Origin of the sequence: Pseudoxanthomonas composti, from assembly GCF_004122095.1 — a bacterium.
Lineage (GTDB): Bacteria > Pseudomonadota > Gammaproteobacteria > Xanthomonadales > Xanthomonadaceae > Pseudoxanthomonas_A > Pseudoxanthomonas_A composti.
The window spans coordinates 753,068-766,751 of sequence record NZ_SAWZ01000001.1; the positions used below are offsets into that span (position 1 = coordinate 753,068).

General features: G+C 68.1%; 9 protein-coding genes. 6 read left to right on the forward strand and 3 right to left on the reverse strand.

All coding sequences use genetic code 11. From position 1 onward, the window contains the following. On the forward strand, positions 1-1,656 hold the full coding sequence (locus EPA99_RS03100; protein ID WP_129469700.1) for a ShlB/FhaC/HecB family hemolysin secretion/activation protein: 1,656 nt from the start codon (positions 1-3) through the stop codon (positions 1,654-1,656). Between the two features lie 262 nt (positions 1,657-1,918). On the opposite strand, the gene EPA99_RS03105 is transcribed toward EPA99_RS03100, so the two are convergent. Continuing rightward, positions 1,919-2,482 (reverse strand): adenylate kinase, encoded by a 564-nt coding sequence (locus tag EPA99_RS03105; RefSeq protein ID WP_129469701.1) that lies wholly within the window; start codon positions 2,480-2,482, stop codon positions 1,919-1,921. A gap of 134 nt (positions 2,483-2,616) precedes the next feature. Between EPA99_RS03105 and EPA99_RS03110 the strand changes: the two genes are divergently transcribed. Continuing rightward, positions 2,617-3,873 (forward strand): 6-phosphofructokinase, encoded by a 1,257-nt coding sequence (locus tag EPA99_RS03110; protein WP_129469702.1) that lies wholly within the window; start codon positions 2,617-2,619, stop codon positions 3,871-3,873. Between the two features lie 156 nt (positions 3,874-4,029). On the opposite strand, the gene EPA99_RS03115 is transcribed toward EPA99_RS03110, so the two are convergent. Next, positions 4,030-4,548 (reverse strand): hypothetical protein, encoded by a 519-nt coding sequence (locus EPA99_RS03115; protein ID WP_164978539.1) that lies wholly within the window; start codon positions 4,546-4,548, stop codon positions 4,030-4,032. Between the two features lie 450 nt (positions 4,549-4,998). Here EPA99_RS03115 and EPA99_RS03120 point away from each other — a divergent pair, with 450 nt between their 5' ends. Together EPA99_RS03120 and ppa are read left to right on the forward strand one after the other, a co-directional pair. Further along, entirely contained in the window at positions 4,999-7,041 is a 2,043-nt protein-coding gene (locus EPA99_RS03120) for a sodium-translocating pyrophosphatase (protein WP_129469703.1), read from the forward strand. Positions 7,042-7,149: 108 nt separating this feature from the next. Continuing rightward, positions 7,150-7,683 carry an inorganic diphosphatase gene (ppa, locus tag EPA99_RS03125; RefSeq protein WP_129469704.1) on the forward strand — a complete coding sequence of 178 codons (534 nt, stop codon included), beginning with the start codon at positions 7,150-7,152 and terminating at the stop codon, positions 7,681-7,683. 517 nt (positions 7,684-8,200) lie between these two features. Here ppa and EPA99_RS03130 read toward each other — a convergent pair. Next, positions 8,201-8,893, reverse strand: a complete 693-nt coding sequence (locus EPA99_RS03130; protein ID WP_129469705.1) for an ion channel — start codon at positions 8,891-8,893, stop codon at positions 8,201-8,203. 157 nt (positions 8,894-9,050) lie between these two features. Here EPA99_RS03130 and EPA99_RS03135 point away from each other — a divergent pair, with 157 nt between their 5' ends. Both EPA99_RS03135 and EPA99_RS03140 read left to right on the forward strand, forming a co-directional pair. Further along, entirely contained in the window at positions 9,051-10,160 is a 1,110-nt protein-coding gene (locus EPA99_RS03135) for an HDOD domain-containing protein (RefSeq protein WP_129469706.1), read from the forward strand. A gap of 352 nt (positions 10,161-10,512) precedes the next feature. Beyond that, positions 10,513-13,506: a TonB-dependent receptor gene (locus tag EPA99_RS03140; protein ID WP_241688235.1), complete on the forward strand. Its 2,994-nt coding sequence runs from the start codon at positions 10,513-10,515 to the stop codon at positions 13,504-13,506. Positions 13,507-13,684 lie beyond the last annotated feature (178 nt).

Below are 13,684 nucleotides of genomic sequence, written 5' to 3' on the forward strand. Positions count from 1 at the left end.
ATGCGTCTGATCCACCCCGTCCTTGGTTGCGCCCTGGCGGTGCTGCCGTTCTCGATCCAGGCCTCGCCGCAGACCGACGCCGGCCAGTCGCTGCAGAGCCTGAATCAGAAACCCTTGAGCCTGCCCGAGCGCCAGACGCTCGAGCTCAACCTGCCTTCTGCGCCAGCCGACGCCAACAGCGCGTCCGGCGCAGGCACGCTGGTCGTTGAGGCCTTCGTCTTCGAGGGCAACGCTGCCCTCCCCGACAGCCAGCTGCAGCCGCTGCTGGCCGACCTGCGCGGACAGCGCGTCACCCTGGCCGCGTTGCAGGCCGGATTGCAGCGCATCACCGACCTGTACCGGGCCCAGGGCTATCCCCTGGCCCGCGCCTATCTGCCCGCGCAAAGCGTCGAGCAGGGCCAGGTGCGCATCGGCATCCTGGAGGGGCGCTATGGAACGGTTCGCGCCGAGAACGCAGCGCAGCTGCGCGGCTTCGCTCTGGCGCCGCTGGCCCAGCTGGAAAGTGGGCAACAGGTGCAGGACCAGCCACTGACCCGCAACCTGCTGCTGTTAAAGGAGCTGCCCGGGCACGACGCCAGGGCCACCCTGCAACCCGGCGCCAGCACCGGCACCTCCGACCTGCTGGTGGACATGCGCACCGGCAACCGCGTCTCCGGCTCGGTGGATGCGGACAACTACGGCAACCGCTATATCGGCCAGTACCGGCTCGGTGGCAGCGTCAACGTGAACAATCCGCTCTCGCTCGGCGACCGCCTCAGCCTGCGGGCCACCGGCAGCGACGAGGACCAGCGCTACGGCCGCATCGCCTACCAGGTGCCGGTCAGTGCCTGGTCCACCCAGCTTGGCGTGGCCTATTCGGAGATGAGCTATGAGCTGGGCAGGAACTTCGCCGACCTCGATGCCCACGGCAATGCCCGCGTGGCCAGCCTGTTCGCCTTGCAGCCGCTGGTGCGTCGGCGCGGGCTGACCCTGGATGCGCAGCTGCAGTTCGATGCCAAGCGCCTGCGCGACATCATCGACGCTTTCAACGATCGCCTGGACAAGCGTTCGCGGGTGGTCACCGCCTCGCTCAACGGCAGCAGCCAGGACGACCTGTGGGGCGGCGGCGTCAGCAGCTTCTCGCTGGCCTGGAGCCATGGCGAGCTGGACATCGCCGGGGCCGCCAAGCGCCTGGAGGACCAGAACACGGCCGGAACCCGCGGCAGCTTCAACAAGCTCACCCCCAGCCTGGTCCGGCTGCAGCGGCTGACCCCGCGTTTCAGTCTCTACAGCCAGTTGCAGGGCCAGTGGGCCGACCGCAACCTGGAAAGTTCGGAGAAGTTCTACCTCGGTGGCGCCTATGGCGTGCGTGCCTATCCGCAGGGCGAGGCCTCGGGCGATCAGGGCTGGTTGACCAACCTGGAACTGCGCTACGCCCTCACCCCGACCTGGCAGCTCGCGACCTTCCTCGATCACGGCCAGGTGCGCGTCAATCGCGACCCCTGGACTGCGGAAGACAACCACCGTGGCCTGTCCGGCACCGGTGTCGGCGCGACCTGGGCGGCCTATGGCTGGCGTGTCAACGCGGTGGCCGCGTGGAAGCTGGGCAACGCCGAGCCCATCAGCGATGCGGACCGCTCGCCGCGGATCTGGGCGCAGGTTTCGCGGTTCTTCTGAGGCGAGGGGCCTTGGACACGTGGGGTGGTGGATGAAGAAGCGTCATCCACCCTACGGAGGCGTGGGGCGCTGGACGCGTGGGGTGGTGGATGAAGGAGCGTCATCCACCCTACGGAGGCGTGGGGCGCTGGACGCGTGGGGTGGTGGATCAAGGATCGTCATCCACCCTACGGCCGGGGATCGAGCGCGAGGCGTCAGGATCCGGAAGCAGACATGGCCGCCCGCATCAGCGGGCGGCGAACCGGTCAGATCGGGCGCTGCCTCAGCGCTTGATCGCCGACAGGATGCGCGTGAGCACTTCGTCCAGCGAGCCCACGCCATCCACGCGCGCCAACGTGCCGCGCTTCTCGTAGAAGCCGATCACCGGGGCCGTCGAATCGGTGTAGACCTGCAGACGCTTGCGCACCGACTCGGGGTTGTCGTCCTCGCGGCCCTCGGCCTTGGCGCGTCCGGCGATGCGCTCGACCAGCAGTTCGCTGGCCACGTCCAGCTGCACCACCGCGTCCAGCGGCTGGCCCAGCTTGGCCAGCAGCTCGTCCAGCGCGCCGGCCTGGGCCAGGTTGCGCGGGTAGCCGTCCAGGATGAAGCCGTTGCGCACGTCCTCGCGCCCCAGGCGCGATTCGAGCATGCCCAGCAGGATGTCGTCGGAGACCAGGTCGCCGCGCGCCATCACTTCCTTGGCCTGCACACCCAGCGGCGTGCCGGCGGCAACTTCGGCGCGCAGCAGGTCGCCGGTGGAGATGTGCGGGATCTGCAGCTTGTCCTTCAGGCGCGTCGCCTGCGTGCCCTTGCCCGACCCGGGCGGTCCCAACAGAACCAATCGCATCAACCTAACTCCTCGAGGAAAATACCGTGCGCGGCCGGCGGCGTTAGACTCCTGGACCACGCCTGCGCTGCACCGCAAGAACCCCAGCTTACCGCATCCAGGCAATGTCCCTATCCCAGGAGCGAACTCCGACCATGGTCCAAGGCACCCTGCTGTATGCCCAGTCCGGCGGCGTCACCGCCGTCATCAATGCCAGCGCCGCCGGCGTCATCGCCGAGGCCCGCGCGCGCAAGGTCAAGGTGCTGGCCGCGCGCAACGGCATCCTCGGCGCGCTGCGCGAGGACCTGATCGACACCTCCCGGGAGTCGGCCGCGGCGATCGCGGCCCTGGCCCACACGCCGGGCGGCGCGTTCGGCTCCTGCCGCTACAAGCTCAAGTCGCTGGACGCGGACCGGGCCAAGTACGAGCGCCTGCTGCAGGTGCTGCAGGCGCACGACGTGCGCTACTTCCTCTACAACGGCGGCAACGATTCGGCCGACACGGCCTGGAAGGTCTCGCAGCTGGCGCAGGCCTTCGGCTACCCGCTGCACTGCATCGGCGTGCCCAAGACCATCGACAACGACCTGGCGGTCACCGACACCTGCCCGGGCTTCGGCTCGGCCGCCAAGTTCACCGCGGTGTCGGTGCGCGAGGCAGCGCTGGACGTGGCGGCGATGGCCGAGACCTCCACCAAGGTGTTCGTCTACGAGGCCATGGGCCGCCACGCGGGCTGGCTGGCCGCCGCGGCCGGCCTGGCCGCGCAATCGCCGGACGATGCGCCGCAGATCATCCTGTTCCCCGAGCGCGCCTACGACGAGGCCGCCTTCCTGGCCCAGGTCGACAAGGTGGTCAAGACGGTCGGCTGGTGCGTGGTGGTGGCCAGCGAGGGCATCCAGACCGCCGATGGCCGCTTCGTCGCCGATGCCGGCGGCGGCACCGATTCCTTCGGTCACACCCAGCTGGGCGGGGTGGCGTCCTACCTGGCGGGCAAGGTCAAGGAAAGCCTGGGTTACAAGGTGCACTGGACCCTGCCCGACTACCTGCAGCGCTCGGCCCGGCACATCGCCTCCAGGACCGACTGGGACCAGGCCCAGGCGGTGGGCAAGGCCGCGGTGCAGTACGCGCTGAAGGGCATGAATGCGGTGATGCCGGCGATCGTGCGCAGCAGCGACGCGCCGTATCGTTGGAAGGTCGAGGCCGTGCCGCTGCACAAGGTCGCCAACCACGAGAAGAAGATGCCGGCCGGGTTCCTGCGCAAGGACGGCTTCGGCATCACCGACAAGGCGCGCCGCTACCTGCAGCCGCTGATTCGTGGCGAGGCGCCACTGCCCTACGGCAACGATGGCCTGCCCAAGTACGTGACGCTGAAAAATGTTCCGGTAAAGAAAAAACTGCCGGCCTGGGAGGGCTGAGCGGCTTGCCGATGGGCGCCCGCCGCGGGCGCGGCTGAGGTCGGGGCTGCGAATGCAGTGGCGGGCCCGGCCGCGCTCCGGCGCTTCGCAATGGCCACGCAGGCAGGCTTGCAGCCTACCGGCGCAACCCGCACCAGCGCGGCGCACCCATGCCGCTCAGCGACAGGCGTTTCCCTGCACCGACATGACGGCCGCGTAGGCCGGCAGGGCCGCCAGCTTGCCGGCTGCGGCCTGTTTCTTGGCATCTTCCAGGTAGATCCGGTTCTGGCCCTGGCCGTCCAGCTTGACCGCCTGCCCGGCCGGCTTGCGCCAGACCTGGACCACCGACTGCAGCTGCGGACAGCTCGCGCTTGGCGTGCGGATGATGTCGTTGAGCTTCCAGCCGTTGGCCTGGCTGGGCTGGGCCTTGGCATAGTCCATGAACACCGCGCGCGGCTGGCACTGCGGGCTGGTACGCACCAGTTGCATCGCATACGGATTGGCCGCATCGCCGGTGAAGCGGCCTTCCAGCCGCGTGCAGGCTTCGGGGATCTGTCGCAGCGTATGCACCGCGCCGTCGGCTTGCGCGGTGCCGACCTCGCGCTTGATTTCCGGCACGGCATCGGCGGCGTGCGCGCCCGCGCTCAGCGCCATGGACAGCCCCAGGGCGTGGAAGATCTTCGAGGAATGAGGCATCGGGTCAGTCTCGTCGGAACCTGGGCCGGGACGGTGCCACGGATGAGCTGAACGGGTCGTGTGAGCTTTGTCGCCAGGTGTTCCCTCGGCCGATGCTTGGCGTTGGTGGATGGAGAAGCGTCATCCACCCTGCGTCGGCATTCGAGAGAAGAGCCTGATCCACGAGTCGGGTGGGCAACGCGAAGCTTGCCCACCAGGATTTTCGGCATCCGGTCGACGGCCTGACGTGCCGATCGACAGCGCGCGCCCGCTCGCAGCGTCCCGCGATGGGAGGCCTGTCCCGGCCGCGTCCTCGGCCCATGGCATGTGCGAATGCACACGCCCATACTCGCCGCGCTCCAGCAACGATCCGTCATGACGTGGCCCCCGCGCCCAGTTGTCGATCCGACGCGCCAGGACTGCATCTGTGAGAACCGCTGCCGGTTCAATCCATCGTCCTTGGGAGGGGTCATGCTGGAACGTCACGGTCTTACGTTGTCCCTGTTGTGCGCGGTTCTCGCCATCGCCTACGGCATCGTGTCCACACGCTGGGTGCTCTCGCGCCCTGCAGGCAACCCGCGCATGCAGGAGATCGCCGCGGCCATCCAGGTCGGCGCGCGCGCCTATCTCAACCGCCAGTACGCCACCATCGCCGTGGCCGGTGCCGTGCTGTTCGTGCTGGTTGGGGCGTTCCTGAGCTGGGCCACAGCGATCGGTTTCCTGCTGGGTGCGGTGCTGTCAGGCGCGGCGGGCTATATCGGCATGAATGTCTCGGTGCGCGCCAACGTGCGCACCGCCGAAGCCGCGCGCAGCGGCATGGGCCCGGCGATGGACGTGGCCTTCAGGGGCGGGGCGATCACCGGCATGCTGGTGGTCGGACTGGGGCTGCTGGGCGTGGCTGGCTACTGGGCCGTGCTCACCCATCACCTCGGGTTCGCCCAGTCCGATGCGCTGCATGCGCTGGTGGGGCTGGCCTTCGGCAGCTCGCTGATCTCGATCTTCGCGCGCCTGGGCGGCGGCATCTTCACCAAGGGCGCCGATGTCGGCGCGGACCTGGTGGGCAAGGTCGAAGCCGGCATCCCCGAGGACGACCCGCGCAACCCGGCGGTGATCGCCGACAACGTGGGCGACAACGTGGGCGACTGCGCCGGCATGGCCGCGGACCTGTTCGAAACCTACGCGGTCACGGTGATCGCCACGATGCTGCTGGGCGGGCTGATGATCGATGAAGCCGGCGCCAATGCGGTGCTGTATCCGCTGGTGCTGGGTGGGGTGTCGATCATCGCCTCGATCATCGGCGCGCTGTTCGTGCGGGTGCGCGAGGGCGGCTCGATCATGGGTGCGCTGTATCGGGGGGTGATCGTCTCGGCGGTGCTGGCGGCCATCGCCTTCTATCCGGTGACCACCATGCTGATGGCGCAGGCGCCGGTGGGCGCAATGGCGCTGTACGGCTGCGCACTGATCGGGCTGGTGCTCACCGGGGCCATCGTCTGGATCACCGAGTACTACACCGGCACCCAGTACAAGCCGGTCCAGCACGTGGCTGCCGCCTCCACCACCGGACACGGCACCAACATCATCGCCGGGCTCGGGGTGTCGATGAAATCCACCGCCATGCCCGTGGTCGCGGTGTGCGCGGCGATCTGGGGCGCCCACGCCCTGGCCGGGTTGTACGGCATCGCCATCGCGGCCACGGCCATGCTGTCCATGGCCGGCATGATCGTGGCGCTGGATGCCTACGGCCCCATCACCGACAACGCCGGCGGCATCGCCGAGATGGCCGAGTTGCCCGCCGAGGTCCGCAACGTCACCGATCCGCTGGACGCGGTGGGCAACACCACCAAGGCGGTGACCAAGGGCTACGCCATCGGCTCGGCGGCGCTGGCCGCGCTGGTGCTGTTCGCCGACTACACCCACAACCTGCAGGCGGCCCACCCCGGGGTGACCTACGCCTTCGACCTGTCCGACCACGAGGTGATCATCGGCCTGCTGGTCGGCGGGCTGATCCCCTATCTGTTCGGCGCCATGGCCATGGAGGCGGTCGGTCGCGCCGCGGGCGCGGTGGTGGAAGAAGTGCGCCGCCAGTTCCGCGACATCCGCGGCATCATGGAAGGCACCGCCAAGCCGGACTACAGCCGCGCGGTGGACCTGCTGACCCGCTCGGCCATCCGCGAGATGATCGTGCCCTCGCTGCTGCCGGTGGCCGTGCCAGTGGTGGTCGGGCTGCTGCTGGGGCCGCGCGCCCTGGGCGGCCTGCTGATCGGCACGATCGTCACCGGTCTGTTCGTGGCCATCTCCATGACCACCGGCGGCGGGGCCTGGGACAACGCCAAGAAGTACATCGAGGACGGCCACCACGGTGGCAAGGGCAGCGAGGCGCACAAGGCCGCGGTCACCGGCGACACGGTGGGCGACCCCTACAAGGACACCGCCGGGCCTGCGATCAACCCGCTGATCAAGATCATCAACATCGTGGCGCTGCTGCTGGTCCCGGTCCTGCCTGGCGGTGTTTGAACCGCGCCGAAGCGCCCCGGCGGCCGCTCGCCGGGGCGCTGCTGCGTCGCACCAGCCGGGTGCGTACAATGGCCGCCCTTACCAACACATCGCATTCGGGAGCAACGCATGGGCCTGGGCCAAGTCCCCACCGGCAAGAATCCGCCGGACGAGATCAACGTCATCATCGAGATCCCCAAGGACTCCGAGCCGGTCAAGTACGAGGTGGACAAGGAGAGCGGCGCGATCTTCGTCGACCGCATCCTGTCCACACCCATGCGCTATCCGTGCAACTACGGCTACGTGCCCAACACCCTGTGCGGCGATGGCGACCCGGCCGACGTGCTGGTGGTGCTGCCGCTGCCGCTGGTGCCCGGCTCGGTGATCCGTTGCCGCCCGGTCGGCGTGCTGAAGATGTCCGACGAAGCCGGCAGCGACGAGAAGCTGCTGGCGGTGCCGGTGGCCAAGATCTTCAACGGCTACGGGCATGTCGAGGACATCACCCAGGTCAGCAGCCACTGGATGGAGCGTATCGGCCACTTCTTCGAGCACTACAAGGACCTGGAGAAGGGCAAGTGGGTCAAACTCGATGGCTGGGGCGGCGCCGACGAGGCCCGCAAGATCCTGATGGATTCGATTGAACGCTACAACGCGCAGGCCTGATCCAAGGTCTCGTGCAATGAAAAGGCGCCCGCCCGGGCGCCTTTTTCATGCCAGCCCGTCGCCACGCCGCTCGATTCGCACCCCGTAGGGTGGATGGCGCTCCTCCATCCACCATCGCAGCGAACCGAACGCAGGCATTACGGCACCCCACGCCCACCTGCCGCGGACGCTTTGGTGGACAAGCTTCGCGTTGTCCACCCTACGTAGGGTGGATGACGCTCTTCCATCCACCATCGCAGCGAACCGAACAACGCAGGCATTACGGCACCCCACGCCCACCTGCCGCGGCCGCCTTGGTGGACAAGCTTCGCGTTGTCCACCCTACGTAGGGTGGATGGCGCTCCTCCATCCACCATCGCAGCGAACGGAACAACGCAGGCATTACGGCACCCCCCGCGCGCCCGCCGCGGCCGCCTTGGTGGACAAGCTTCGCGTTGTCCACCCTACGGAGGGTGGATGGCGCTCTTCCATCCACCGCGGCTGAGTGCACGGCATCCGGCCCACAAGGCCGGCTTCTTCACGCCTGCCCGTCCGAGGCCCCGCCCTGCTTGGTGCGCAGCAGGGTCAGGCCGATCAGCCGCGACACCACCACGGCGATGTACATCACCCCGGCGAACTGGGCCAGCATCACCAGCGCGCGTGCCTGTGGCTGGATCGGCACGATATCGCTCAGGCCCACCCCGGACAGCACCGAGAAGCTCAGGAACAGCAGCTCGACCCAGCTGCGCGGCAGCGCCGGGTTGACCGCGGCGGTGAAGCTGCCCGGGTACCACTGCTGGCAGACTGAAAACGCGAAGGCGAAGCCCCAGGCCAGCAGGGTGAAGGTGGCGCCGGCGGCATAGAGCTCGTCGCTGGTGACGCGGTGGTCTTCCAGCATGTAGGCCATCAGGCTGCCGGCCGTGTAGAAATACAGCGCCGCCTCCATCAGCTGGGCCAGCATCAACAGGTGCGGGATCTCGGCGAAGGTGCCCAGCAGCGAGCCGAGCAAGGCCGGCAAGGCCAGCAGCCAGGCCACCCAGTTGATGGCCGGGCTGCGGTTGACCACCCACAGCGCCAGGGCCAGCACCAGGATGCCGAAGGCGCCGAACAGCGCGCGCCCGTCAGGCGTGTCCTCCATGGCCGGATACAGGAACAGCCCCAGCAGCTGCACCACCAGCAGCAGGGCGGAGGGATGGCGGCGCAGCAGGCGCAGGTAGCGGAAACGGATCATCGGCACGGGGTGGGCGGGCTCGCGGCGGATCATAGCGGGGCCGCAAGAGAGGCTAGGTTCACATTTTTGGCGCGACACATGACCGGCCCGGTCGGGATTGGGTACAGTCGCATCCGGACGCCGCACCAGACGGCGGGGATCTCCCGGGGAAGACATCGTGCGAATTCTGTTTGTTGGGGATGCTGCGTGCTTCCCGGCCGAGCTGATCGAACTGGTCGGCGAAATGGACGATCAATGGCAGGCCAGGGTGGTGGCCGACGGCAGCACTGCGCTGGGAGCCCTGGCCAGCGAGGCGGTGGACATGGTCGTGGTGGCGCCGGAGGTCGGCGACATGCCGGCGGCCACGCTGCTCGGACAAATCCGCACGCTGCGCCCTGAGACCTCGCGCCTGGCGCTGGTGGATGCCAGCCAGCCGCCGGCCAACAAGATCATCGGCCTGGCCCATCGCTTCCTGCCCTACCCGCTGGCGCCGGAGGTGCTGCTGGAGGCCATCGGCAGCCTGGACGAGCTGCGCGAGCTGATCGACAACCCGGAGCTGCGCAGCCGCATCGGCCGCGTGGACCAGCTGCCCTCGCCGCCGCACATCTACCTGAGCCTGGTGCGCGCCCTGGACGATGATGCCGGCGCCAGCGCCGCGGATATCTCCAGGCTGATCAGCGGCGACCCGGCGATCGCGGCCAAGGTGCTGCAGATCTGCAACTCGGCCTTCTTCTCCAACGGCCGCACCATCAGCGACCTGCGTACCGCGGTGACCCGCCTGGGCACCGGTACGCTGCGCGACCTGGTGTTGGCTTCGGAAGTGTTCTCCATGCCGGCTGCGCCAGGCATCGACCGTCACCTGCTGCAGCAGCGCGCGCTGCTGGCCTCGCGCCAGGCCCGCCGCATCCTGCCCGAGTCCAGTGCCGAACTGGGCGCCACCGCCGCCCTGCTGGCCGATATCGGCCTGCTGCTGCCGGGCGTGCGCAATGTCTACGACACCCCCGATGCGCCCGAAGGCGACACCCGCCCGGCCCACACCGAAGCCGGCGCCTACCTGCTGGGCCTGTGGGGACTGCCGATGCCGATCATCGAGGCGGTGGCCTTCCACCGCGAGCCGCAGCGCTCCAGCACGCGCACCTTCTGGGTGACCGGCGCGGTGCACGTGGCCATGTCCCTGGCCAGCAACAGTCCGATCGACGAGGCCTACCTGGCCAAGACCGGCATGCTGGCGCGACTGGAAGGGTGGCGCCAGGACGCCGAAGCCCAGGGCGCCAAAGCCGAAGCCTGAGGCCCCACGCACTTGGCACCGATAAAGCCCCGCCCGCGCAAGCCGGCGGGGCTTTCGCGTTTCTGCCAGCGCCCTTGGCCTGCGCGGGAGCAGTGAATACGCGCGCGGCGTGAGGGATGCGCAGCGGCGGAAAAGCCTCCCTCGCCGCTTGGGTTTCAGCCTGGCGCAGGCGTATGTCATCCGATGACACACATGTCGCGATGCCCGACACGGCGGCAATCGCCTGACGCGCTGCTTCGTTAAGTTCCCGTAATGCCTTCGTCATGTCCGCGTAACCCGCGGCTGATCGAGGCAGCCACCGCGTGCCGCCCTGGCACTTCGTATCAGGTCTGAAGGGGATTTACTCTCAATGATGCAACGCAACCGCTCTCGCCATCTGAAGAAGACGGCACTGGCCCTGCTCCTGGGCGCAAGCCTGGCCCATGGCGCGGCCATGGCCCAGAGCACCTCCGGCGATATCGCAGGCTCGGCGGCGACGGCCGGCGAGACCGTGCAGGTCAAGAGCCTCAACTCCGGCGTGGTCCGCCAGGTCACCGCCGGCGCCGATGGCCGCTTCCGCGTGCCTTCGCTGCCGGCCGGCAGCTACGAGGTCACCGCAGGCGGCACCACGCGCACCGTCACCGTGGTGGCCGGCCAGACCGCTTCGGCCGCCTTCGCCGAGGCCACGGCGCTGGATACGGTGACCGTGCGCGCCTCCGGTCCGAACGCGATTGATGCCACAAGCGTCGAGTCGCGTACCACCTTCACCGCCGACCAGCTCAACACCCTACCGGTGCCGCGCGACATCACCAGCGTCTCGCTGCTGACGCCGGGCACGGTGGCGGCCAGCGGCTACTTCGGCCCGGCCTCCTTCGGCGGCGCCTCGGCCGCGGAGAACAGCTACTACGTCAGCGGCTTCAACGTCACCAACCTCTACGACAGCCTGTCCTTCTCCGAAGTCCCGTTCCAGGCCATCGACCAGCTCGACATCCAGACCGGCGGCTACGGCGCCGAGTACGGCTTCTCCACCGGTGGCGTGACCAGCGTCAACGTCAAGCGCGGCACCAACGAGTGGAAGGGCGGTTTCAGCTGGAGCGGCGAGCCCGACTGGGGCCGCGGCAACCAGGATGCGGACAAGCGCACCGACGGCGCGCTGCTGCGTTCCTACGACAACAACTATCGCAGCAACAACACCTACACCGCCTGGGTGGGTGGCCCGCTGATCCAGGACAAGCTGTTCATCTTCGCCCTCGGCGAGTTCGGCCAGTCCAACAGCACCAGCTACGGTTCGCGCGCGGCGACCGCGGTGCGTGGCAGCAGCGGCACCAGCACGCCGCCGGCGTCGATGTCCACCACCGCCTACGACTACGAGAGCAAGGACCCGTACTGGCTGGTCAAGCTGGACTGGTACCTCAACGACGCCAACCACTTCGAATACACCGGCTTCGACAACAGCCGCCGCTACACCTACGACTATTACGACGCGGCCTATGAGGGCAACGATCCGGCCAAGACCGACTACACCGGCCAGCTGGTCGGCAAGAGCGGCGGACAGACCGATGTCTTCAAGTGGACCAGCTACCTGACCGACAACCTGACCGGGTCGGTCCAGTACGGCCAGATGCGCAATCGCAGTTCGCAGTTCACCGTCAGCCCGGACGGGGTGACCAGCTACTACGACGGCGACATCAATAGCCCGATCGGCGCCTGCCCCTACGTCTACAGCTACATCACCGGCAGCAAGGAAGGTTGCGCGGTGACCAGCAGCGTGGACCTGCTGGGCGGCCGCAACGAGCGCAAATCCACCCGCGTGGATTTCGACTGGCAGCTGGCCGACCATAAGGTCGGCTTCGGCTACAGCGACGAGAAGTGGAAGTCCAAGTCCGGCTCGGCCTACTCGGCCGGCGCCTACTGGTACGTCTACGAGGACGACACCGCCGACCTGTACAACTTCCGCACCGGCGGCGGCGTGGAGATCGGGCAGAAGTCCTGGTACCTGGAGGACAACTGGCAGATCAGCGACAACTTCATGCTCTATGCCGGCGTGCGCAACGACTCGTTCGACAACAAGAACGGCGATGGCGCCAGCTTCGTCAAGCAGGACAACATCTGGCAGCCGCGCCTGGGCTTTGCCTGGGACGTGCTGGGCGATGGCAGCAGCAAGCTGTTCGGTTCGGCCGGCCGCTACTCCCTGCCGATCGCGGCCAACGTGGCCCTGCGCGCGGCCACTGCTTCGTACTACACCATCACCACCTACGCCACCGCAGGCCAGGACCCGACCAACGCCGCGCCGATCGTCACCGGCCAGCTGGGCGAGCCCTACATCGTCAATGGCGAGAACGGCACCACGCCGGATCCGAAGGCCGTTGCGGCCGAGGGCCTCAAGCCCTATACGCAGGACGAGGTAATCCTGGGCTACCAGCAGCAGCTGTCCTCGGACATGGCCTGGCTGGATGGGTGGACCGTCGGCATCAAGGGCACCTTCCGCCGCATCAACAACGTCATCGACGACACCTGCGACACGCGCCAGGTCTACCTGGCCGCGCAGCAGGCCGGCTATGACGTGTCCAGCTGGGGCGACCAGTGGGGCCTGCCTGAAGGCCTGCCGGGTTGCTACCTGTACAACCCCGGCAAGGACATGACCATCACCCTGGACGTGGATGGCAACGGCACGCCGGAGACCATCACCGTCGATGCCGACAAGCTGGGGCCGAAGGCCAAGCGTTACTACAAGGCCGTCACCCTCAGCGCCGACCGCACCGGCGAGAACTGGTACGTCAGCGCCAACTACACCTGGTCCAAGCTCAACGGCAACTACGAGGGCCTGGTCAAGAGCACCAACGGCCAGGATGACACCGGCACAACCTCGGACTTCGACTTCGCCGAGATCATGTACGGCGCCGACGGCTACCTGTTCAACGACCATCGCCACAGCTTCAAGCTCTATGGCGGCTACAAGTTCAACGACGAGTGGTCGATGGGCGCCAACCTGCTGGTGCAGTCCGGCGCCCCAGTCAGCTGCCTGGGCGGTGGCATGGGCACCTTCGGCACCGAGTACGGCTATTCCGGCGTGTTCCACACCTGCAATGTCGGTGCCGACGACATCGCCAAGCTGGGCACCGCCGGCCGCACGCCGTGGACGGCCAGCCTCAGCCCGAACGTGGTCTACAAGCCGCGCTGGCTGGAAGGCCTGAGCGCGCAGCTCTCGGTGATGAACCTGTTCAACAACATCAAGCCGCTGCAGGTCTACGAGACCAAGTTCGGGGTCAGCAGCACCGGCCGCATCACCGACTACTACAACTACCAGGTCGGCAAGTACTACACCGATCCGCGCACGCTGCGCCTGCAGTTGCAGTACGACTGGTAAGCACCGCGTCACGTCCTGCCGCCTCGCGCGGCAGGACGCTTCGCCACCATCGGCCCCGCCCGCGCAAGCTGGCGGGGCTTTCGCGTTATAGGGCACCACCCCCAGCGCTTGGGCCTGAGGCCGGCCAGACGCCCTGAACGCCCCGGCCAGGGCACCGGCTCCGCACCTGCGTGCTCGC